Source organism: Streptomyces marokkonensis (assembly GCF_039539045.1).
GTDB classification, from domain to species: domain Bacteria; phylum Actinomycetota; class Actinomycetes; order Streptomycetales; family Streptomycetaceae; genus Streptomyces; species Streptomyces marokkonensis.
The window spans coordinates 23,460-45,187 of the sequence record NZ_BAABCQ010000048.1; the positions used below are offsets into that span (position 1 = coordinate 23,460).

At 70.3% G+C, this 21,728-nt stretch carries 24 protein-coding genes; 19 read left to right on the forward strand and 5 right to left on the reverse strand.

The genetic code is table 11. From position 1 onward, the window contains the following. The first annotated feature begins 56 nt into the window (after positions 1-56). The 6 genes from ABEA26_RS14655 (at position 57) to ABEA26_RS14680 (ending at position 6,114) form a co-directional block, all read left to right on the forward strand. Entirely contained in the window at positions 57-1,097 is a 1,041-nt protein-coding gene (locus tag ABEA26_RS14655) for a sugar kinase (protein WP_425587840.1), read from the forward strand. Further along, a complete protein-coding gene (locus tag ABEA26_RS14660) occupies positions 1,094-1,858 on the forward strand; it encodes an IclR family transcriptional regulator (protein ID WP_345592606.1) in 765 nt (254 codons plus the stop codon). The genes ABEA26_RS14655 and ABEA26_RS14660 overlap by 4 nt, the downstream gene beginning before the upstream one ends. Continuing rightward, complete coding sequence (locus ABEA26_RS14665) at positions 1,855-2,265, forward strand: RidA family protein (protein WP_345592607.1); 411 nt, start codon at positions 1,855-1,857, stop codon at positions 2,263-2,265. The genes ABEA26_RS14660 and ABEA26_RS14665 overlap by 4 nt, the downstream gene beginning before the upstream one ends. Positions 2,266-2,402: 137 nt before the next feature. Then, positions 2,403-3,890, forward strand: a complete 1,488-nt coding sequence (locus tag ABEA26_RS14670) for a GntP family permease (RefSeq protein WP_345592608.1) — start codon at positions 2,403-2,405, stop codon at positions 3,888-3,890. A gap of 64 nt (positions 3,891-3,954) precedes the next feature. Further along, on the forward strand, positions 3,955-4,725 hold the full coding sequence (locus ABEA26_RS14675; protein ID WP_345592609.1) for a cell envelope integrity TolA family protein: 771 nt from the start codon (positions 3,955-3,957) through the stop codon (positions 4,723-4,725). A gap of 66 nt (positions 4,726-4,791) precedes the next feature. Further along, complete coding sequence (locus tag ABEA26_RS14680) at positions 4,792-6,114, forward strand: Nramp family divalent metal transporter (protein WP_345592611.1); 1,323 nt, start codon at positions 4,792-4,794, stop codon at positions 6,112-6,114. A gap of 19 nt (positions 6,115-6,133) precedes the next feature. Here ABEA26_RS14680 and ABEA26_RS14685 read toward each other — a convergent pair whose 3' ends face one another. From ABEA26_RS14685 to ABEA26_RS14700, 4 genes are all read right to left on the reverse strand, one after another. Then, positions 6,134-7,399, reverse strand: a complete 1,266-nt coding sequence (locus tag ABEA26_RS14685; RefSeq protein WP_345592613.1) for a hypothetical protein — start codon at positions 7,397-7,399, stop codon at positions 6,134-6,136. 84 nt (positions 7,400-7,483) lie between these two features. Beyond that, positions 7,484-7,993: a SigE family RNA polymerase sigma factor gene (locus tag ABEA26_RS14690; protein WP_345592615.1), complete on the reverse strand. Its 510-nt coding sequence runs from the start codon at positions 7,991-7,993 to the stop codon at positions 7,484-7,486. A gap of 90 nt (positions 7,994-8,083) precedes the next feature. Then, positions 8,084-8,275, reverse strand: coding sequence for a hypothetical protein (locus tag ABEA26_RS14695; protein ID WP_345592617.1), 192 nt, complete (start codon positions 8,273-8,275; stop codon positions 8,084-8,086). 11 nt (positions 8,276-8,286) lie between these two features. Next, positions 8,287-9,138 carry a helix-turn-helix domain-containing protein gene (locus ABEA26_RS14700; protein ID WP_345592619.1) on the reverse strand — a complete coding sequence of 284 codons (852 nt, stop codon included), beginning with the start codon at positions 9,136-9,138 and terminating at the stop codon, positions 8,287-8,289. Positions 9,139-9,365: 227 nt separating this feature from the next. Between ABEA26_RS14700 and ABEA26_RS14705 the strand changes: the two genes are divergently transcribed. Next, positions 9,366-9,854: an ATP-binding protein gene (locus tag ABEA26_RS14705; RefSeq protein ID WP_345592620.1), complete on the forward strand. Its 489-nt coding sequence runs from the start codon at positions 9,366-9,368 to the stop codon at positions 9,852-9,854. Positions 9,855-10,022: 168 nt separating this feature from the next. Continuing rightward, positions 10,023-10,925 (forward strand): hypothetical protein, encoded by a 903-nt coding sequence (locus ABEA26_RS14710; protein WP_345592622.1) that lies wholly within the window; start codon positions 10,023-10,025, stop codon positions 10,923-10,925. 90 nt (positions 10,926-11,015) lie between these two features. On the opposite strand, the gene ABEA26_RS14715 is transcribed toward ABEA26_RS14710, so the two are convergent. After that, on the reverse strand, positions 11,016-12,728 hold the full coding sequence (locus ABEA26_RS14715; RefSeq protein WP_345592623.1) for a chitinase: 1,713 nt from the start codon (positions 12,726-12,728) through the stop codon (positions 11,016-11,018). A gap of 385 nt (positions 12,729-13,113) precedes the next feature. On the opposite strand from ABEA26_RS14715, the gene ABEA26_RS14720 reads away from it, so the two are divergent. From ABEA26_RS14720 to ABEA26_RS14770, 11 genes are all read left to right on the forward strand, one after another. Continuing rightward, positions 13,114-14,010 carry a hypothetical protein gene (locus ABEA26_RS14720; RefSeq protein ID WP_345592637.1) on the forward strand — a complete coding sequence of 299 codons (897 nt, stop codon included), beginning with the start codon at positions 13,114-13,116 and terminating at the stop codon, positions 14,008-14,010. 202 nt (positions 14,011-14,212) lie between these two features. Further along, complete coding sequence (cpaB, locus tag ABEA26_RS14725) at positions 14,213-14,929, forward strand: Flp pilus assembly protein CpaB (RefSeq protein ID WP_345592625.1); 717 nt, start codon at positions 14,213-14,215, stop codon at positions 14,927-14,929. A 7-nt stretch (positions 14,930-14,936) separates the two neighbouring features. After that, positions 14,937-16,205: a CpaE/TadZ family protein gene (locus ABEA26_RS14730; protein ID WP_345592627.1), complete on the forward strand. Its 1,269-nt coding sequence runs from the start codon at positions 14,937-14,939 to the stop codon at positions 16,203-16,205. After that, positions 16,202-16,621: a TadE/TadG family type IV pilus assembly protein gene (locus ABEA26_RS14735; RefSeq protein ID WP_345592629.1), complete on the forward strand. Its 420-nt coding sequence runs from the start codon at positions 16,202-16,204 to the stop codon at positions 16,619-16,621. Before ABEA26_RS14730 ends, ABEA26_RS14735 begins: the two co-directional genes overlap by 4 nt. Position 16,622: 1 nt before the next feature. Beyond that, positions 16,623-16,997, forward strand: coding sequence for a TadE/TadG family type IV pilus assembly protein (locus ABEA26_RS14740; protein ID WP_345592630.1), 375 nt, complete (start codon positions 16,623-16,625; stop codon positions 16,995-16,997). 4 nt (positions 16,998-17,001) lie between these two features. Further along, positions 17,002-17,154 (forward strand): hypothetical protein, encoded by a 153-nt coding sequence (locus ABEA26_RS14745; RefSeq protein ID WP_345592631.1) that lies wholly within the window; start codon positions 17,002-17,004, stop codon positions 17,152-17,154. Next, entirely contained in the window at positions 17,151-18,488 is a 1,338-nt protein-coding gene (locus ABEA26_RS14750; protein ID WP_345592633.1) for a TadA family conjugal transfer-associated ATPase, read from the forward strand. The genes ABEA26_RS14745 and ABEA26_RS14750 overlap by 4 nt, the downstream gene beginning before the upstream one ends. Before the next feature lie 57 nt (positions 18,489-18,545). Then, on the forward strand, positions 18,546-19,490 hold the full coding sequence (locus ABEA26_RS14755) for a type II secretion system F family protein (RefSeq protein ID WP_345592634.1): 945 nt from the start codon (positions 18,546-18,548) through the stop codon (positions 19,488-19,490). Between the two features lie 13 nt (positions 19,491-19,503). Beyond that, entirely contained in the window at positions 19,504-20,397 is an 894-nt protein-coding gene (locus ABEA26_RS14760) for a DUF5936 domain-containing protein (RefSeq protein WP_345592635.1), read from the forward strand. 333 nt (positions 20,398-20,730) lie between these two features. Then, positions 20,731-20,931 (forward strand): Flp family type IVb pilin, encoded by a 201-nt coding sequence (locus ABEA26_RS14765; RefSeq protein ID WP_345592636.1) that lies wholly within the window; start codon positions 20,731-20,733, stop codon positions 20,929-20,931. Beyond that, positions 20,928-21,524 (forward strand): pilus assembly protein TadG-related protein, encoded by a 597-nt coding sequence (locus tag ABEA26_RS14770; protein WP_345592638.1) that lies wholly within the window; start codon positions 20,928-20,930, stop codon positions 21,522-21,524. The genes ABEA26_RS14765 and ABEA26_RS14770 overlap by 4 nt, the downstream gene beginning before the upstream one ends. Positions 21,525-21,728 lie beyond the last annotated feature (204 nt).

Below are 21,728 nucleotides of genomic sequence, written 5' to 3' on the forward strand. Positions count from 1 at the left end.
AACGCGGGGTCAACGGAGACGCCGCCCGCGAGACGCGACTAGGAGCCATGACCATCGTGACCGTCGACGGACCCCGCAGCACCGCCCCCGACACGGTGGACGTCGTCGCGCTCGGCGAGTCCATGGTCACCTTCCTCCCCTCCGTGCCCGGGCGCCTCGCCGACGTCCCCTCCTTCGACCGGGCCATCGGCGGCGCCGAGTCCAACGTGGCCTGCGTGCTGGCCGCCGCCGGGCACACCGTCCGCTGGGTCGGCCGGGTCGGCGCCGACGGCTTCGGCGACCACCTCACCGAGGCGATCGGCGCCTACGGCGTCGACGTCTCCGCGGTCCGCCGCGACCCCGGCCGCCCGACCGGCGTCTACTTCCGCACCGCCGGCGACCGCGCCACCGACGCCCACGAGGTGGCGTACTACCGGGCGGGCTCGGCCGCCTCCGCGATGTCGGTGCGCAACATGGACCTCGACACGATCCGCTCGGGGCGCGTCCTGCACCTCTCCGGCATCACCCCCGCGCTCTCCGCCGACTGCCTCGCCCTGATGCGCGAACTCACCACCCGCCGCCCCGGCCGGCCCCTCGTCTCCTTCGACGTCAACCACCGCCCGGGACTGTGGCGCGACGCCGAGGACGGCCCCGAGGTGCTCCTGGAGCTGGCGCGCGGCGCCGACCTCGTCTTCGTCGGCGAGGACGAGGCCTGGGGACTGGGCGGCCCCGAGGCCGTGCGCGCCGCGCTGCCCGAGCCCGAGCTGCTCGTCGTCAAGCAGGGCGCCACCGGCGCCACCGCCTTCCACGGACCGCACGTCACCACCGTCCCCGCCCTCACCGTCGACGTCGTCGCCGCCGTCGGCGCGGGCGACGCCTTCGCCGCCGGGTTCCTCTCCGCCACCCTGCGCGACCTGCCCGTGCGCGAGCGCCTGCGCCACGGCCACCTGATGGCCGCCGCCGCCCTCACCGCCCCCGGCGACCTCGCCACCCCTCCCGCCCGGCACCACGCCGACCGCCTGGCCGCCCTAGACGACGCCGCGTGGGGGAGACTGCGACTCGGCCCCGGCTGGACACAGGCCGGCGAGAGGGCCGAGGAGGAGGTACGTACGCCATGAGTCAGACCGTCGACCGCGCGCTGAGCATCCTGCCGCTGCTCGCCGAGGGCCCCGCCGACCTGGGCCGGGTCGCCGACCGGCTCGGCGTCCACAAGTCCACGGCGCTGCGCCTGCTGCGCACCCTCCACGAGCACGGCTTCGTCTACCGCCAGTCCGACCAGCACTACCGCCTCGGCGCCCGGCTCATCGCCCTCGCCCAGGAGGCGATGGAGAACCTCGACGTCCGCGAGATCGCCCACCCCCACCTCATACGCCTCAACGAGCAGTGCGGACACACCGTTCACCTCGCCGTCCACGAGGAGAACGAGGTCCTCTACATCGACAAGGTGGAGAGCCGCTACCCGGTCCGCATGTACTCGCGGATCGGCAAGCCCGTCGCCATCACCGTCGCGGCCGTGGCCAAGCTGCTGCTCGCCGACCTCCCCGAGAACGAGCGCCGGGCCGTGGCCGAGAAACTCGACTACCCCCTGTACACGGCCCGTTCGACACCGAACGCCGACGGTTTCCTCAAGGAACTGGCCAAGGTGCGCGAACAGGGCTGGGCCACCGACCTCGGTGGCCACGAGGAGTCCATCAACTGCGTCGCCGCGCCCATCCGGGGCGCCGACGGCCGGGTGACGGCCGCCATGTCGGTCTCCGCGCCGAACGTCGTCGTCACCGCCGACGAACTCCTCACCCTGCTCCCGCTGGTGCGCCGTACGGCGGACGCCATCAGCGGCGAGTACTCCGGCAGGACCCCAGTCAAGGAAGTCACCGCATGACCGACAAGACCGCTCTCACCCCCCCGACCCACACCGTCCCCCCGGCGAAGTTCAGCCACGGCGTCCGCAAGGGCAACATCCTCCAGGTCGCCGGCCAGGTCGGCTTCCTCCCCCACGAGGAGGGCAAGGCCCCCACCCCGGCCGGCCCCACCCTGCGCGAGCAGACCCTCCAGACCCTCGCCAACGTCAAGGCGATCCTGGAGGAGGGCGGCGCCTCCTGGGACGACGTGATGATGATCCGCGTCTACCTCACGGATGTCGACCACTTCGCCGAGATGAACGACATCTACAACGCCTACTTCGAGGAGCAGGGCCTCACCCAGCCGCCCGCCGCGCGCACGACCGTCTACGTCGGTCTGCCCGCCGGACTCCTCATCGAGATCGACGCGCTGGCCGTCCTCGGCTGACCCACCCCTCGGTCTTCACCTCTTCACCCCCCCACCGTCTGTTGTCTGTCGCACGGCACGGTGCCCCGCACCCCGGGGCGCCGTGCCGCGCCCCGCCCTGCCCGAAAGCTTTATGTGCTTAGCCAGAGGACCCCCGTATGTCCCCCATATCCCTCCAGCTCGCCGCCTCCGCCCCGGCGGAGAGCCCGCCCCACACAGGCGGCCTGCTCCACCTGATCGACGGCACGGCGGGCCTGCTGACCGTCGCCGCGATCGGCATCGCGCTCCTGCTCTTCCTGATCATCAAGGTCCGGCTCCAGCCGTTCGTCGCGCTGCTCGCCGTCTCCATAGCCGTCGGCCTGCTCGCCGGCCTGTCGGTCACCGAACTCTTCGGCACCGTCCAGAAGTCCGACGCCGTCTCCACCATCGAGTCCGGCATGGGCGGCATCCTCGGCCATGTCGCCATCATCATCGGCCTGGGCACCATGCTCGGCGCCATCCTCGAGGTCAGCGGCGGCGCCCAGGTACTGGCCTCCCGCCTGCTGGGCCTCTTCGGTGAGAAGCGCGCACCCCTCGCCATGGGCCTGACCGGCCTGATCTTCGGCGTCCCCGTCTTCTTCGACGTGGGCATCTTCGTCCTCGCGCCCATCGTCTACGCCGCCGCCAAGCGCTCCGGCAAGTCGGTCCTGCTCTACTGCCTGCCGCTGCTCGCCGGCCTGTCGATGACCCACGCCTTCCTGCCGCCGCACCCCGGCCCGGTGGCTGCCGCCGGCCTGCTGAAGGTGGACCTCGGCTGGGTGATCCTCATGGGCATCGTCTGCGGCATCCCCGCCGTGCTCGCCGCCTGGGCGTTCTCCGCCTGGATCGGCCGCCGCATCTTCGTGCCCGTGCCGCAGGACATGGTCGAGGCCGCCGAGGAGGCCAGGCAGGCCGTCATCGACGAGCAGACCAAGGCCGGTGTCGCCCCGACCGAGAGCCCGGTCGCGCTCGGCACGGTCCTCGGCATCATCGGCACCCCGCTGATCCTCATCCTCGCGGCGACCTTCTCCTCCATCGCCCTGGACGAGTCCACCCTCCGCTCGGTGATCGAGTTCTTCGGCAACCCGTTCGTCGCCCTGACCATCGCCCTGTTCCTCGCCTACTACCTGCTCGGCATCCGGCGCGGCTGGTCCCGCAAGTCCCTGGAGACCGTCTCGACTGCCTCGCTGAAGCCGGTCGGCAACATCCTGCTGGTGGTCGGCGCGGGTGGCGTCTTCGGCGCCGTCCTCAGCGCCAGCGGAGTCGCCCAGGCCCTCTCCGACACCTTCAACGACGTCGGCCTGCCGGTGATCGTCCTGTCCTACCTGATCTCCCTGGTGCTGCGGGTCGCCCAGGGCTCGGCGACGGTGGCCATCGTGACGACGGCGGGCATCGTGGCGCCGCTGCTCGCCGAGGGCGACCACTCCCAGGCGTTCGTCGCCCTGGTCATCATGGCCATCTCGGCGGGCTCCATCTTCGCCTCGCACGTCAACGACGGCGGCTTCTGGATGGTCGCCAAGTACTTCGGCATCAGCGAACGGGACACGCTGAAGACGTGGACCGTGCTGGAGAGCGTGCTGTCGCTGGCCGGGTTCGTGGTCGCCGCGGTGCTGAGCCTCTTCGTGTAGGCGTCTGATAACGATGACGGGGCTGGCTGTGCCCGGCACAGGTTCGTCGACCATACTGCCCGCTGTGGAGCAGCGCAGAGGATCGACCAGCCAGCCCCTGGAAGGCGCCGGATTCGACCCGGCATTCATCCCCGGGCTCAGCTCGCCCGTGTCCGGCGAACCGGAGGACGTGAGACCGGAGAAGGCGGAGACCGAGGCCGACGACGTCACCGACGCGGAGGATGCCGCTGTCGGGGAGACGCCCGTCGAGGAGCCCGTGGAGGAGCCGACCGGGAAGTCCGCGGAACCGGACGACGCGGAGACCCCCGACGGCCCCGTCTTCGAGGCGTCCGACCGCCGCGCGAGGATCGTCGCCGACCACAAGGGCGTACGGCTCGCCCTCGACGACCAGAAGTGCGAGTTCCGCTGGGACGAGGTCGGGGCCGTCGAGACGGAGACGGGACGCTTCGGCAAGCGGTTCACCGTCACGGTGCACACGCCCGACCGCCGCTGGTACCCGATCGAGATCGAGGCGACGTCCAGGAGCCGTTTCCCGGAATGGGAGTCCGCCCTGGACGAGGTCCTGGACGCGTACTTCGACGACGGGGAGGCGGCGGACGACGCGGAGCCCGAGGCGAAGTCCGAGCCGGAGCCCGACGCGGAGACCGAGGCGGGGGACGAGGCGAAGTCCGAGGCGAAGTCCGAGCCGGAGCCCGACGCGGAGACCGAGGCGGAGGACGCCGCGAAGTCCGACGTGAAGTCCGCGACGGAAGCCGAGGCGAAGTCCGCGACGGAAGCCGACGCGAAATCCGACACGGAAGCCGACGCGAAGGCAGACGTGGGCGGCAAGGAGTAAGCGATCGAGTGAAGAACCCCGCACGCCCCCTTGTCCCACCGCCTTCCATGGGCTTTGTTGGCCCGCATGGCGGACACCACGGGCAACACCAGTGACACCGGGGCACCACGTGACCTCGACTCGGCACCCCGTAAATCCAGTTGGCGCTATATCGGCCCCGGCATCGTCGTCGCGGCGACCGGGGTCGGCGCCGGCGACCTCGTCGCGACCCTGATCGCCGGCAGCAACTTCGGCTACACCCTGCTGTGGGCGGCGGTCATCGGCTGCCTGGTGAAGATCTCCCTCGCGGAGGCGTGCGGCCGGTGGCATCTGTCCACCGGCCGCACGCTCTTCGACGGCTGGGCGAGCCTGGGCCGCTGGACGGCGTGGTTCTTCGCGATCTACGCCGTGATCTGGGGCTTCGTCTACGGCGCGGCGGCGATGTCGTCCAGCGCCCTGCCGCTGCAGGCCCTCTTCCCGGACGTGATGGGCCTCGAGTGGTGGGGCATCGCCTGCGGCCTGGTGGGCCTGGTCTTCGTCTGGTTCAACAAGTACAACGTCTTCGAGAAGGTCATGACGGTCCTGGTGGGCGTCATGTTCGTGGTGACCGTCTACCTGGCGATCCGCGTCACCCCCAACCTCGGAGACGCCTTCGCCGGTCTCCTCCCGGTCATCCCGGACGAGAAGGACTCGGTCCTCAACACCCTCGGCCTGATCGGCGGCGTGGGCGGCACCATCACGCTGGCCGCCTACGGCTACTGGGTCAACGCCAAGGGATGGACGCACACGGGCTGGATGAAGGTCATGCGCGTCGACAACCGGGTCGCCTACGCCACCACCGGCGTCTTCGTCATCGCCATGCTCCTGGTCGGCGCCGAGCTGCTCCACTCGGCGAACATCGCGATCGCGAGCGGCGACAAGGGCATGATCCAGCTCGGCGACATCCTGGAGGACGAGTACGGCACGGCGACCGGGAAGCTCTTCCTGATCGGGTTCTTCGCCACCTCCTTCACCTCCCTGATCGGCGTCTGGCACGGCGTCAGCCTGATGTTCGCCGACTTCCTGGCCCGGCGGCGGGGCGAACGGGAGGCGCGGGCCACGGAACTGGCGTCGGGCCGCCGCGAACGCTCCTGGTCCTTCCGCGCCTACCTGCTCTGGCTCACCTTCCCGCCCATGATCCTGCTCTTCCAGGACGAGCCCTTCCGTCTGATCATCATCTACGGCGTCCTGGGCGCCGCCTTCATGCCCTTCCTCGCCCTCACCCTGATCTGGCTTCTCAACTCCTCCCGCACACCCCGCGAGTGGCGCAACGGCTGGCTGAGCAACGGCATGCTGACCGTCGCCGGCCTGCTCTTCCTGGTGCTGTGCGTGAAGCAGGTCTGGGACCAGGACTGGGCGGAGTTCTTCTAGGCCCGAACGGACCGTTCCGCTACCGCAGCTTCTCCCACTCCGGGCTGAGCGCGATCTCCCGCAGCTGGTCGATGGTCAGCGCGGGGTTCTCGCGGGTGGGCCGGGCATGCGCGGCGTCGTTGTTGAACGCGCCGATCACCACGCGGAAGCCGTCGTCGCCGGGCCGCAGGGTGTCGACGGTCCACATGAGGACCCCGGGGACGCGGTCGTCGCCGGGCCCCTGCCGCACGGCGACGCGGGTGCCGTCGGGGAGGGTCTCGCCGGAGCCGTAGAGCTGACCCGCGACGTCGTCCATGCCGTGCTGCACGTTGACCTGGACGAGGCTCCCACCGCTGCCGTCGTCGACGACGACGTAGCTGAACCCGGTGTCCTGGCCGCCCTTGCTGATGACGTCCAGCTTCTCGGGGAGCAGCCCGGCGAGGATCGAGGAGATGCCCTCGCCGGAGGCCTCCGGCGGCGTGTACTCCGGCGTGGCGGACCCGGAAGGCTTCGGCTCGACCGGGATGGCGTCCACCGCCCGGCGCCACACGTCCGCCGTGACGACCTCCTTGAGCTGCGCGGTGGACAACGGCGGGTCCTCCCGCGAGATCGGGGCGCCCTTCTGAGCGGGGGAGTTCCACTCGCTGAGGGAGACGTGATGCCCCTTGCTCGTGACGAGGTCGGCGGACCAGAGCTTGGTGTCGACGCGCCGGTCGGGATACTCGTAGCCCTGGAAGAGCTTGAGCAGCGAGCCGTCGGGCAGCCGGCTGGAGTCGCACGCGTCGTGCCGGGTGAACGTCTTGTCCGGACACTCCGTCAGCTGCCGGGCCTGATCGCTGCCGGGCTCGACCCGGCCGAGGCCCATGCTGAGCGCGGCCGCGCCCTTCCCGTCCTCGTACACGGCATACGCGTACGGGCCCGGCTTCTCGTCGGAGCCCCGGGCGTCCTCCTCGCTGAACTCCCCCGCGGGAAGCAGTTCCTTGAGCGACTGGAGAAGGGCGTCTCCGGAGACGGGCGGCGGGGCGGCCGAGGCGGACGGGCGGGAGGTCGCCTCGGAGGCCACAGTGGACCGGTCGGGGCCCGAGGAGTCCCCCGACGGCAGGAGCAGCGCCCCGCCCACCCCGACCAGGGCGACCCCGGCCACCCCGCCGAGCACCCCGGCCCGGCGCCGCGTCAGCGCCCGGCGCCCACGGGACCGCCCACCGGCGACGAGGGCCGCGCCGTCGGCCCGGAAGTCACCGCCGGTGTCGCGCAGGGCGGCGGTGAGCCGTTCCTCGAAGGGATCCTGGTGCTGGTTTTCGGGCATGACGAGCCACCCTTTCCGCATGGTGAGCGCTGTGAGAGCGAGTAGAGACGTGCGTGGAGCCGTGGACGAGAGGCGGGCGGGGCGTCAGGGTCTGGCGTACTCCGCGAGGTCCTCGCCCAGCAGCTCGCGCAGCTTGCCGAGCGCCCGGGAGCACCGTGTCCGTACGGCCGCCGAACTGACGTTCAGCACGTCGGCGGTCTGCTCGACGGAGCGGTCCTCCCAGTACCGCAGGACGATGACGGCCCGGTCCTTGACGGGCAGCCCGGAGAGTGCGGCCAGCAGGGTCAGCCGCAGCGGCGCGTCCCCGTCGCCGGCGCCCGGCAGGTCGGGGAACACGTCCGTCGCCCGCTCACGGCTGCTGCGCCGCCGCTGATGGGCGAGGAAGGACCGGGTGAGCACGGTCTGCGCGTACGCGGCGGGTTTCCCCACCCGGGACACCCGCCCCCATCGCACGTAGATCCGCCCGAAGGTCTCCTGCACGAGATCCTCTGCCAGATGCGTGTCCCCGGCGGTGAGCAGACACGCGGACCGGTACAGATGCCCGGCCCGCGCCGCCGCGAACTCGGCGTACTCGTCCGCCCGGTCCTGCCTCATGTACGTGTTCCCCCGCGCTCACCGTCGTCCTGTGCTGCCTTGCCTTCACCTCATTGATGCGGTGGGCCCCGGGAAATGTTTCATACGGCTTCACAACAAGTGGTCGGCCTTGCCCGCCTTGATGTCGAGGATCATGCGGCGCAGGGCCTCCCGGCTGTCGGTGAGGGGTGCGTCCTCCTCACCGGCTATGGCGATGTAGGCGTTGCCGGTGGGGTCGGTACCGAGGCGGAAGCAGCTCGCTCCCTCCCCGCAGAACGGCTCTTCCCACGTGATGTCATCCATGATGTGTCTCCTCACAGCCCGTTGGCGACGTCCCGGATGAAGTCGCGGGATGCCTGTGGAGACAGGGCGATGCGCTCCATCCAGTCCAGATGCGTACGGTACTTCGCGAGCTGTGCTTCCCCGCTCAGGAATTCCGGCCCGTGGGTGCTGTCGATCTGGACGGTATCCAGTTGAGGAACCGGTCCCTCCAGGTAGTTGAAGATCTGCCCGGATCCCGGGAAGGTTCCGGCGGTGAAGGGTACGACCAGCAGCCGCACGGTCGGCCGCTCCGAGACCGCGATCAGATGCTCCAACTGCGCTCTCGCGATCTTGGCCCCACCGAACTGCATGCGCACGGCGGCTTCGTGGACGACAGCGACGTACTCGGGCGGATCGTCTCCTTCCAGCACCTTCTGCCGTTCGACGCGGTACGCCAGCCGCAGTGCCGCTTCGTGCTCGGGCAGCGGTGGCAGTACGGCCCGGAAGAGTTCGAGGGCGTAGTCGCTGGTTTGCAGCAGGCCCGGAATGTGTGCGATGTGAATGGTTCGCATGCGCGTCGCCTGCGCCTCGAACTCGGCGATGTCGAGCAGTCCTGCGGACAGCGAACCCCGATACCGCTCCCACCACCCGCGTGTTTCCGGCCGGGCCATACTGACGAGTGCATTGATGTAGGCCTCGTCGGAACAGTCGCAGTTGCAGGCCAGAGTGCGCAGTCGGTCCGGGCTGATGGTGCGGATACCCGTCTCGATATTGGAGATCTTGGCCCGGTCGAGCCCGAGGAGTCCGGCTGCCCGGTCGGCCGTTATACCCGCCGCGACACGCATCCTCCGCAGCTCGGCGCCCAGACGCCTCTGACGCTCGGTCGGTGTCGTCCTCGGAGGCATGCCCTTCCCTTCTCTGGTTGTCGCAGCAGTCTGCCGTGGTTCGACTCCTGCGTACCACGAGCGGGTGAACTACCTCCCATCAGTGGCAATTGAACCACTTACCGTCCTACATTCAGTGACGTACCGGTCACCCGGCGAGGTCGGCAGTGCATCGCGCAAGTCTGCCCGCGCGACGGAGCCACCGACCGCCCGGCAACTCGACGAACCCGACCCGACGAAGGAGCCCCATGTCCGCGACTCGCTGCCCCTCCGCTCCCGCCTACCCGGCGGACCCGACACCGCCCGTCCCCGAAACCCTGGCCTACAGCTTCACGCTCCCCGCCGCACTGTCCAGCCCGGCTCTGGCGCGGTCGGCCACGAGGGAGGTGCTGAGGGCGCACGGCCTGGCGGACATGCTGGACCCGGCCCTGCAAGCAGTAGGCGAACTGACGGCTGTGGCATGCCAGTTCACGGAGTCCCAGAACTACTACCTCACCCTTCGCTACCGCTTCTCCACCCTCCGAGTGATCGTCTACGACAGCCACCCCCGCCACACCAGCCCCCACCTGGCCGCCGCCTGCGACACCCGCCGCCGTGCGGCCCTCCGTGTCCTGGCCCGCGTCTGCCGCGCCTGCGACGGCACGTGGGGGTTCGGTGAGGCGAGGGAACCGGGCGGCGGTACACGCATGTGGGCGACCCTGCCGAGGGTGGGCGCGGTGGCGTACGGGGCGCCTTGACGGTGTGCGTCAGCCCGGCGGTAAGCGGAGATCACTTCTCGTACGCGGTACGGGTGAATGGGCCCTTTGTTCAGTTCGTGACACGCGGCGGATCTCCTACGTTCTGTGGATGGACTCCAGGACCGGAGGAAGGGCCCTGCGGGCGGGAACCGGCGAAAGGCGCGCCTGATGGCGGGGTTGGGGAGCGCGGTGGTGCGGATGGTGGCCCTCGGGCCGTCCGTCGGTTGCTGCGCGGTGGCGGTCTCGCTGGTGCTCCGCACGTGGTGGACGAGCGGACGGGTGCGGACACGGCTGCTGCTGTTCGGGGGCGCGGCGGCGGCCGGAGGTTTGTACCGGGTGATGGCCGACGTGCTCAAGGCCCATCCACCTGACCCGGGCCGGGGCGAGCAGTCGCTGCTGGAGTCGGTGGTGGTCGTCGGAGCGGCACTGGCGGTCGGCCTGGGGACGGCCGGGCTGGTGGTCGCGGCCGACGCGGGTACCGGACGGCCCGTGCTGTTGCGGCGGGTGCTCGACGGGGTCGTCGCGGCCGGGGCCCTGTTCATGACGGGTTGGGTGCTGCTGAGCGGGACCGGTGGCGGCTGGCTGCCGGGGGAGGGGATGGTGGTGTTCCTGTGGGCCGTCGAGCTGGTGTTCCTCAGCTTTCTGCTGGCCCTGTGCCGTCTCGTACGCAGTGACCGGAGAGCGACTTTGTGGGCGGGGATCGTCGGACTGTCCCTCATGCTGGCCGGTGACACGCTGCAGCTGTGGACCGTCGGCCCGCAGGGAGTCGGGGAGCCGGACTGTCAGGTGGTCGACGCCTGCAAGACCGTGGGGCTGCTGGTGATCGCCACCGGCCCGTGGCTGCCCGGCGGGGCGAGCGTCCTGGGCATGGCCCGTCCGACGCTGCGGTGGGGGATGGAGGGTGCGGCGGCCTTCGTTCCCCTGACGGTCTGCACGGTCATGGCGCTGGAACACGTGCTGGCTCCCACTGCCCGCGATCCGGTGCCGCTGCTGGTCGGTGGGACGGTCCTGCTGAGCCTCTGGGTGCGCCAGAGATTCCTGCCGGGCGAGAACCTGGGAAGGGGCGACTGAGCCTCGTGCCCGTGCGGCTGTTCCCCCTCCCGCGACGGCGGTAGGGGGAACAGCCGCACTGACCAGCCGGGCCGGTCGGGCCGGCCGGGGCTACGGGAGCGCGTGTACGTGCGCTCCCACCGAGTTCGACCAGGCGTTGCCCGCCGTCGCGTCCCAGTTGGTGGACCAGGTCATCGCGCCCCGCAGGTCGGGGTACGTCTTCGACGGCTTGAAGGAGCCGCAGTTCGTGCCCTTGGTCAGGCAGTCCAGGGCGTTGTTGACCACGGACGGGGAGACGTAGCCGCCGCCCGCCGCGCGGGTGGAGGCGGGCAGTCCCAGGCCGACCTGGGACGGGTCGAGGCCGTTCTCCAGCTGGATGCAGGCCAGGGCGGTGAGGAAGTCGACCGTGCCCTGCGCGTACACCTTGCCGTCGCAGCCGAGCATCGTGCCGCTGTTGTAGTACTGCATGTTGACGACCGTGAGGATGTCCTTCACGTTCAGCGCCGTTTGGAAGTACGAACCCGACGTCGACTGCATGTCGATGGTCTGCGGGGCCATCGTCAGGATCATGTCCGGGCCCGCCTTCGCCGACAGGGCGCGCAGGGCCTGCGTCATGTAGGTCGGGTTGAGGCCGTTCTCCAGGTCGATGTCGACGCCGTCGAAGCCGTACTCGCCCATGAGCGTGTGGACGGAGTTCGCGAAGTTGGTCGCGGAGGCGGAGTCGTTCACCGTGATGGTGCCCTTCTCGCCGCCGATCGAGATGATGACCTTCTTCCCGGCCGCCTGCTTGGCGCGGATGTCCGCCTTGAACTGGTCGACCGTGTAGCCGTCCAGGCCGGCCGTGTCGAGGTTGAAGGTGACGGCGCCGGGCGTGTTCGTCGCGTCAGCGAAGGAGACGGCGATGATGTCGTACTGGGCGGAGACGTCCGAGATCTTCTGGACCGTCGCCCCGTTGTCGAAGTTCTGCCAGTAGCCGGTCACCGCGTGCTTGGGCAGGTCGCCGCCGCCCCCGTCGTCACCGCCGTCCGTCGTGCGGGCCGTCACGGCCGCCGACTTGGCGGACTCGCCGGCCGCGTTCGTCGCCGTGACCTGGAAGGAGTACGACGTCGCGGCCGCGAGGCCGGTCACGGTCGCCGACGTGCCGGTCACCGCCGTCACCTTCGTACCGTCGCGGTAGATGTTGTAGCCGGTGGCGCCCGAGACCGTGTCCCAGGTCAGCGAGGCCGAGGAGGGGGTCGTACCGGAGACGTTCAGACCGGCGGGCACGGACGGGACCGTGGGCTCGGGTCCGCCGTCGTCACCGCCCCCGCCGTCCGGGCCGAAGACGGACAGGTCGTCGGCGTAGTAGGCCGACTGGCCGTACCAGCCGTGCGTGTAGACCGTCACCGAGCTCGTCGAGGAGCCCGTCGTGAACGTCGTCGACAGCTGCTTCCACGAGGTGGAGCCAGGGGTCCAGGTCGACACGTCCGTCGTGCCCGTGCCCGTCACGCCCAGGTAGGAGTACCCGCCCTGGACCCAGGCGCTGAGCGTGTACGTCGATCCGGGCTTCACCTCGACCGTCTGGGCGCACCGGGCGTTGTCCTGCCCGTTCGGCGTCGCCTTCAGCGCGGCGGAGCCGGCGTGTGCCGGGGAGGAGACGGTCGTACCGCTGTCGGCGGAGCAGGTCCAGTTGCTCAGGCCGGCCTCGAAGCCGGCGTTCTTCGCGTTGTTGACGTCCGCGGCGGACGCCTGGCCGACGGCCGTGACCGAGAGGGCGAGCGCGGCGGTGACGGCTCCCGCCCAGAACTTCGTCCGTCTGCCGATACGTCTGTGTACGGGCTCCATGGGGGCCTCCGGGTGGGGGAGTGGGGGGCGTTGACGTACAAGGTGGTCCAGACCAATTGAGGGTGTCAAGAGGTAGGTACGGACCAAGTTCTCCATCGGGCTGGGGGATTGGGCCGGGCCGGGTGGGTGTGCCGTCCGCCCGGTCGCGGCCCGGTCGCTGTCCGGGGAAATGCTCAACTTGCCCTGATTTGCCGCCTCTTGTGCAACACAAGTTGTTCCAGAGCTACAGAAAGGCTGTTCTCCGGTCATAGAGGCGTGGATACAGTGCTCATGTAGTCACGCAGTGAAGTCGTCCGGGTGGGCCGGAGTAACGCCGGTGCACCGGCGGGCATGGGGAGACGGGGAGCCGCGTGTGCCAACTGCCATTGCCGTGACCGGTGCCGACATGGCGCTGCCGCCGCAGGATGAACGGACGCTGCCCGCGACCGTGCTCCAGGACGTCGGCCGACGTCCACTGGAACACGTGCTCGCCGAGCTGCACGCGCTGGTCGACCAGCACGGGCACGTGATCGTCGTCTGCTCGCAGGCCCTCCCGGCGAGTGTGGAACGTCGGCTGTACACCGTCCGCGCCCTGCTGGAGACCGACCGGATCGCCCTGTTCCGGCCGCCCCTGCCTCCGCTCGGACTCGCCGTACTGGCCCGTCAGTTACGGCAGCTGGCCTCCTGCGACCTCAGCCCTGGCGTCCTCGCCTCGGCCGGCCGGCTGCTCACCCACTACATCCACACCGGCGCGCTGCTCGGCTCCGTCGCCCGGCTCGACCACGTCCCCGTGGGGCTGAAGTCGCACGCCAGGTCCTGGGTGCCGGGCAGCCAGTTCGGCGTCGTGACGCATCCCGTGCCGCAGCTGGTGCGCATCGGTCCCGAGGCCTCCCTCGACGGACCCGAGTTCGGCACCAGCCTGCTGGTCGCCAAGGGCCAGCTCCCGTCCGACTGGGTCACCGGCACCCTCGCCCCGTCCTGGAAGGTACAGGGACTGCGCGAGACGCCCCTGCCCGCCGAGTCGCCCGGTTGGTGGGGGACCGGACGCCTGACCGAGTTCTGCGCCTACCTGCCCGACCTGTCGGTCCTCTACCAGCTGGTCACCTCGGTGCGGCGCAGTACCTGCCACTGGTGCGGCATCGACGTCATCGGCGACCGCTGCGTGTTCTGCTCCGCCACGCCACCGGTGTACGACGCGACACCGGCCGCGCGCGGCTCCGGTGGCGAGGCCGCCCGCCTCGACGGCGCCCCCCGGGCCGCCGCTCTCGGCCACCGCCGCGAGAGACGGGCCCTCACCGGGTAGGCCGCACCGCGCCCGTCCCTCGCCCGTACCGCACCCGTACCGCGCCCGCATCGCAACCGCTTTCGTCGCCCAGCCCGCCAGCCCGCCAGCCCGCCAGCCCGCCAGCCCGCCAGCCCGCCAGCCAGTCTTTCCGCCCTCAGCCCGCCCGTCCGCCCGTCATCCGATCCGGTTCGACCGATTCCCCAATGAGGTTGCACGGTTCATGAACTCCCGTCAGCGCAGAGGCGTCATCCTGCTCATCCTGTCGGTCCTCTGCGCCCTCGGCGCGTTCGCCGGCGTGCTGTCCGTCATCAACGACGTGAAGTCGAAGGTCGGGCCCGAGGTCACCGCGTACCGGCTCAAGGCGAACGTGGAGCCCTACACGGCCCTCGGCGCGGAGCAGCTCGAGAAGATCGAGAAGATCGAGATGCCGGAGCGCTGGCTGTCGGAGAACGCCGTCACCGATCTCGGCCAGGTCCGCGGCAAGATCGCGGTGACGACGCTGAAGAAGGGCTCGTTGCTGCAGAGCGACATGATCGTCGACCAGCCCGCCCTGCAGCCCGGGCAGCAGGAGGTCGCCATCATGATCGACGCGGCGACCGGCGTCGCCGGCAAGATCACGCCGGGCTCCACGGTCAACGTGTACGCCACCTTCGAGGGCGAGCGTGAGGGCGACCCCGCCCAGTCCAAGATCATCGTGACCGACGCCAAGGTCATCGATGTCGGCGAGCTGACCCCGCTGAAGCCCGACGAGAACAGCCGCGACCGGGAACCCGCCGACGGCGTCCCCATCACCTTCGCACTGTCCACCATCGACGCCCAGCGCATCACCTACGCCGAGTCGTTCGCCCGGCGGGTCCGGCTCGCGCTGGTGGCGCCCGGAAGCGACATCACGGTCCCGGACAAGGACCGGACGTACGAACTCGCGAAGGACAAGTGAGACCCGTATGCCCACGAGGATCCTTCCGGCAGTCGGCGACCCGGACGCCGTACGGTCCATCACGACCCTGCTCAGCCAGCTCCCGGACGCCGAACCGGTGGCCCCGGTGACCGACTCCACCCAGCTCGTCGACACCCTCGCCCGCCTCGCCGCCGAGTCCGTCGACGAACTGCCCGAGGTCGTCGTCGTCCACGAGCGCATCGGACCCGTCCCAGCCCTGGAACTGATCCGCGAGGTCGCCCTGCGCTTCCCGGCCGTCGGCGTCATCCTCGTCACCTCCGACCCCGGCCCCGGCCTCTTCCAGGCCGCCATGGACTACGGCGCCCGAGGCCTGGTCGCCCTGCCGCTCGGTTACGAGGAACTCGCCAGCCGGGTCCAGGCGGTGGCCCAGTGGTCGGTGGGCGTACGGCGGCACCTCGGCAGCAGCGTCGAGGTGTTCACCGGAACCGGCGGCACCGTCGTCACGGTCAGCGGCGCGAAGGGCGGGGTGGGGACCTCCATGACCGCGATCCAGCTGGCCCTCGCCGCCCAGGCGTCGGGACGGCCCACGGCACTGGTCGACATGGACCTCCAGGCCGGCGACGTCGCCTCCTACCTGGACGTGCAGTTCCGTCGCTCCGTCGTCGACCTCGCCACCATCGCGGACATCTCCCCGCGCGTCCTGGCCGACGCCGTCTTCCGCCACGACACCGGCCTCGCCCTGCTGCTCGCCCCCGGCGAGGGCGAACGCGGCGAGGAGGTCACCGACCGCGCCACCCGCCAGATCGTCGGCGCCCTGCGCTCCCGCTACGAGGTCGTCGTCCTCGACTGCGGCGCCCAGCTCGGCGGGGCGGGCGCGGCGGCCGTGGAGATGGCGGACACGGCGCTGCTGGTCACCACCCCGGACGTGGTCGCCGTGCGGGGCGCCAAGCGGGCGGTGCGGATGTGGGACCGGCTGCAGATCCGCAAGGCGGAGGAGACGACCGTGGTCGTCAACCGGCACACGCGGTCCACGGAGATCCAGCCCCCGCTGATCCAGAAGATCACCGGCACGGCGATCGCCGGCACCGCCGTCCCCGCCAACTTCAAGGAACTCCAGGGCGTGGTGGACGCCGGACGCGTCCACGAACTGGACAGCAGGAGCACGGTGAAGCAGGCCCTGTGGGCCCTCGCGGGCGAACTGGGCCTGGTCAAGGCGCCCGCGGGCGACCGGAGGGGCGGTCGGGGACGCGGTGACCGGGGACGCGGCGACCGGGGCTCGGTGAGCCTCCGGCGCCGGAAGGACGGTGCGGGATGAGGCCGGAAGGGCGGTGCGGGGTGAGGCTGTGCCGCTTACCCCCCGGTGCCCGGGACCGCGGGCAGGTCACCATCGAGTTCCTCGGCATGACCCCGGTGATCATCGCGACGCTGGTGGTGCTGTGGCAGCTCGTGCTCGTGGGATACACGTACACGCTCGCGGGTAATGCTGCGGACGAGGCGGTACGGGCGGCGACGGCCGCCGACCGGGGGGCGCGGCAGGGAGCCTGCCAGGAGGCGGGCCGGGACAAGCTGCCCGGCGCGTGGGAGGGGGGCGCCGAGGTGGGCTGCGGCACCGCGGGCGGCTTTGTCACGGCCGACGTGCGCATCGAGGTGCCGATCCTCTTCCCGGGCACGGTCAGCTTCCCGTTCACCGTGCACGGGCACGCGGGGGCCGTCGAGGAGGAGGACGACTGAGATGCCGTACTCCATGCGCGGCCGGGCGAGGGACCGTGGCCAGGTGGCCATCGAGTACCTCGGTTTCCTGCCGATCCTGATCATCGTCGGCATGGCCGCCGTACAACTCGGCCTCATCGCCTACACCGCCCAGCAGGCCGGCACCGCGGCGCGCGCAGGGGCCCGTAGCGCCTCGCTCCAGGAGAGCGCGCAGGACGCGTGCGCGGCGGCGGTCAGCGGCTGGCTGGCCGACGGAACCGACTGCCCGTCGGCGTACGGCGGCGACGAGGTGTCGGTCACCGCCACCGTCGACATCCCCTCGATCGTGCCCGGCTGGGACTTCGGGGACGCCACCAGGACGGCCACCATGCCGCTGGACCACCCGGCGGAGGAGTGACGGCGTGAACGGCGACCGCGTGAACAGCGACCGGGCCGGCAATGGCCGGGCGGGCAGCGCCCGTGTGGCCGGCGACCGGGCGACCAGCGACCGGGCGGGCAACGCCCGCGTGGGCAGTGCCCGCGTGAACGAGGAGCAAGGAGCACCGGACGCATGAGCCTGCGCGCACGCATCCACTCCCCCGAGGAGCACGGCGGCCGGGGCGAGGACGGACACCTGGTCGCCTCCTACCGGGCCAAGCTCCTGGAGGAGATCGACCTCGCCGAGATGAGCTCGCTGGCGATGGCCGAGCGCCGGGCCCGCCTCGAACGGGTCCTCGGACACATCATCAGCCGCGAGGGCCCGGTGCTGTCGACGGTCGAGCGCTCCCAGCTGATCCGCAGGGTCGTGGACGAGGCCCTCGGCCTCGGCATCCTGGAACCCCTGCTCGAGGACCCGTCCATCACGGAGATCATGGTCAACGGCCCGGACGCGATCTTCGTCGAGCGCGGTGGCCGCGTCGAACAGCTCCCGCTCCGATTCGCCTCCAACGACCAGCTGATGCAGACCATCGAACGCATCGTCTCGACGGTCAACCGCCGCGTCGACGAGTCCAACCCCATGGTCGACGCCCGACTCCCCTCCGGCGAGCGCGTCAACGTCATCATCCCGCCGCTGGCACTGACCGGCCCCACTCTCACCATCCGCCGCTTCCCGCGCTCCTTCACCCTCCACGAGCTGATCGGCCTCGGCTCGCTCGACGAGAACATGCTGTACCTGCTGGCCGGCCTGGTGCAGGCACGCTTCAACATCATCGTCTCCGGCGCCACGGGCACCGGGAAGACCACCCTCCTCAACTCGCTCTCCGGCCTGATCCCGGAGACCGAACGCATCATCACCATCGAGGACTCGGCGGAACTCCAGCTCCAACAGGCACACGTCATCCGCCTGGAGTCACGCCCGCCCAACGTCGAGGGCCAGGGCCGGATCACCATCCGCGACCTGGTCCGCAACTCGCTCCGCATGCGCCCCGACCGCATCGTCGTCGGTGAGGTCCGCGGCGGCGAGTCCCTGGACATGCTCCAGGCCATGTCGACCGGCCACGACGGCTCCCTGGCCACCGTCCACGCCAACAGCGCCGAGGACGCCCTGATGCGCCTCCAGACCCTGGCCTCGATGTCGGACGTGGAGATCCCCTTCGTGGCCCTGCACGACCAGATCAACAGCTCCGTCGACGTCCTCGTCCAGCTGACCCGCTTCGCCGACGGCGCCCGCCGCATCACCGAGATCGCCCTGCTGGCCAGCCACGGCGGCGAGCCGTACCGCCTGGCCACGGTCGCCCGCTTCAACGCCCAGCCGATGTCCACCGACGGCCGCATCTACGGCGCCTTCGAGTACCACCCCCTCCCGCGCCGCACCGCCGAGCGCCTCTACATGGCGAGCCAGCCCATCCCGCAGGCCTTCGGTGTGGCCCACACCGCAGACCAGCTCGCCACCCGAGAAGCCAGGTGACCCGACCGATGGAAGCCAGGTAGGACCACATGACGGAAGCCAGGTAGGAACCGCCCGATGGAACTGGAAACGCTCGTCACGCTCACCACCGGCATCACGCTGCTGACCTGCGCCCTGGCGATCATGGGCCTGCACTCCTACGCCGCCGGCAAGGCCCAGCGCGCGGCCCTGGTCGACCGCCTCTCCGCCGGCGGTCAACTCCCTCCCGCCGGCCGCCGGCGCCGCTTCCGCACCCTGGACCGCCGCCTGCGCCGTACGAAGCCCGGCCGGAGACTGGAACTGCGTCTGGCGGCCACCGGCCTGGACGTCACACCCGGCGAGTTCTTCGCCTACATGCTCGCCACGGTCGCGGGCCTGTGGCTCATCGGCCAGGCCGTCCTGGCCCCCTTCTTCGGCCCGGTCGCCGGCCTGCTGGGCATCGGAGTGGCGGCCCAGTTCCTCACCTGGCAACGCCAGCAACGCATCGAGAAGTTCATCAACCAGCTCCCCGAACTCGCTCGCATCCTCGCCAACGCCACCCAGGCCGGCCTCGCTCTGCGCACCGCCATCGGCATGGCGGCGGAGGAGCTGGAAGCCCCCGCCGGCGAGGAACTCGGCAAGGTGGCCGACCAACTGGCCGTCGGCGCCTCGATGGACGACGCCCTCGGCGAACTCGCCGAGCGCCTCCCCTCCCGTGAGCTGGTCGTCCTGGTCACCACCCTCGTCCTCTCCAACCGCGCGGGCGGCCAGGTGGTCGGCGCCCTGCGCAACCTCACGGAGACGCTGGAGGAGCGCAAGGAGACCCGGCGCGAGGTCCGCACCCAGCTCTCCCAGGTCAGCATGACGTCGTACGCCGTCCCCGTACTGGGCGTCGGCTCGTTGTTCCTCATGAACGGGGTGAAGGACGGCGCCCTGGAACGCATGACGGGCTCCCCGGCCGGCCAGACCGCGGTGATCATCGCGTTCGCGCTCTACGCCGTCGGCTTCGTCCTCATCCGCCGCCTGTCCCGCATCGACGTCTGAGAGGAGAGCCGAAATGGGACTGGGATTCCTCCTCGCACTGCTCATGGGCCTCAGCGTCTGGGGCGCCTTCGCCGGCATCCGCATGTACCGGGCCGACGCCAAACTCCCCGGCGACCTCGCCCTCGCCCTGGAGGTCGGCGCCACCCGCACCGGAGCCGTCTACTCCCTCATCGACCGCATGGGCATGCGCTACGCCCCCGCCGTGCTGCGCATCATGGGCCCCGCCCTGGTGGCGAGGTACCGCCGCAGGATCGACCTGGCCGGCAACCCCGGCGGCCTGACCATCGACCGCTACGCCGCCCGCCGCGCGGTCTACGGCTTCCTGGGCGCGGTCGGCTTCCTGGTCTTCGTCATGCGCGGCCAGCTCGTCGTGGCCCTGCTCCTCCTCGCCTTCGGCGCGTTCTGGACGGAGGTCGGCCTCTGGTCGGCGATCCGCATCCGCAGGGACGTCATCGAGCGGACGCTCCCCGACTTCCTGGACGTCCTGGCGGTGGTGGTCAGCGCGGGGCTGGGCTTCCGCCAGGCCCTGGACCGCGTGGCGATCCGATATGAGGGGCCGTGGGCCGACGAACTCCGCATCACTCTCCGCCAGATGGACCTCGGAGTGAGCCGCCGCGAAGCCTTCGCGGAGCTGCGTCGGCGCAACGACTCCGAACAGGTGGCGATGTTCGTGACGGCACTCCAGCAGGGCGAGGAACTGGGCGCGCCCATCGTCGACACCCTGGTCGCCCTGGCCAAGGACATGCGCCGCACGGACGCCCAGAACGCCCGCCGCAAGGCCGCTCGCGCGGTCCCCAAGGCCACGATGATGATCACCACCTTCATGGTCCCGGCCACGATGATCCTCCTCGGCGCCGGCCTGATCCTGGGCTCGGGGACGGACTTCGGAACGATCACGGGCGAGTAGGGGGAGGGAGCGGTATGTCGATCACACGGTCGGGGAAACGGGCGGTCGTAAACGACCAGAGTGCGACTGCACACGAAGCAGTGACGTCAACGCCCGCTGACTCGGCGCCTGGTTGGGCTACTTTCACGCAATATCTTTCGCACTTGCAACTCAGTGTGGGACAGTCGTTGTCTGGTGCTCCCGACAGGTCGATGTCCCAACTGTGCGCAGGGGAGGTGGAGATCGTGACCGACGCGACACCCGGCACGACCAGCCGGCAGACCTCCGCCACCTACCGACTCACCGCACACGAAGGGGCCCACGACCGGGCTCTCCATCCTGGAGGGGAACACCATGACCAACTGGCTCCACACCACCACCGAGTACCTTCAGTCCCGAGCGTCCGCCCGCAACGACAAGGGCCAGACGGCCGTGGAGTACCTGGGGATCATCGCGGTGGTGGTGGCCATTGTGCTGGCGATCACGGGGACGGATATCGGGCAGACGATCTTCGACGCGATCACGGCGAAGATCGCCGAAGTTGCCGGGGGCTGACTCGGCTCAGAGAGGGCGGCGATGCAGGGCAGGCTTTCCCCATCTACATCACAGTGGTGGGAGGCCTGCTCTTTCTCGCGCTCGTATATTTCGCGGTCGGCCAGGCAGCCACAACTCGTAGCGAAGCTCAGACGGCGGCAGACGCGGCGGCACTCGCCGCAGCCCTGGAAACCCGGGACCAACTCGCGGACCAGTGGCTTGAGAACATGTTGGAGCCAGATTCATGGCAGGACATATTCGAAGGTAAAGCGCCGGTTCCCGGCGCTTGCTGGCGCGCTCACGAGCTGGCTGCTCGCAATGATGCAACCGTGGATTGCAACCCGGACGGGCTGCTGGGCTACACAGTGGTTGCCGAGACCAACGAGACCGTCGGGAACACCATAGTTCCGGGCACGGAGGATCAAAAGGCCACGGAATCAGCCATGGCTGTCATCGAAGCCCGCTGTTCGTTCGAACTTCCTGCTGAGGATGCCGGAGGCGACGTGCTGCCGAGGCTCTCGTGTAAGGGCGAGGAATGGGACATAGAGCCGGACCGTCTTTTGGACCTACCGAAGCCCGAGGATCTGTTCGACGTCCATCTGGCCGACCAATAGGCGAACGACGAGTGACGAAGGAATCAAAGACATGAGCATTCGGTGCACGACGACGGCCCGTAGGGGGACGCTGGCGTTGGCCGTTCTAGCCAGCCTGACCCTCGGTGCTGTCGGCTGTGGTGGTACCGGTGGCGACGAGAAGCCGAAGGCTTCAGCGTCCGCTTCTAAGCAGGATGGGCCCGGGCCGAGTGCTCAAGACGGCGA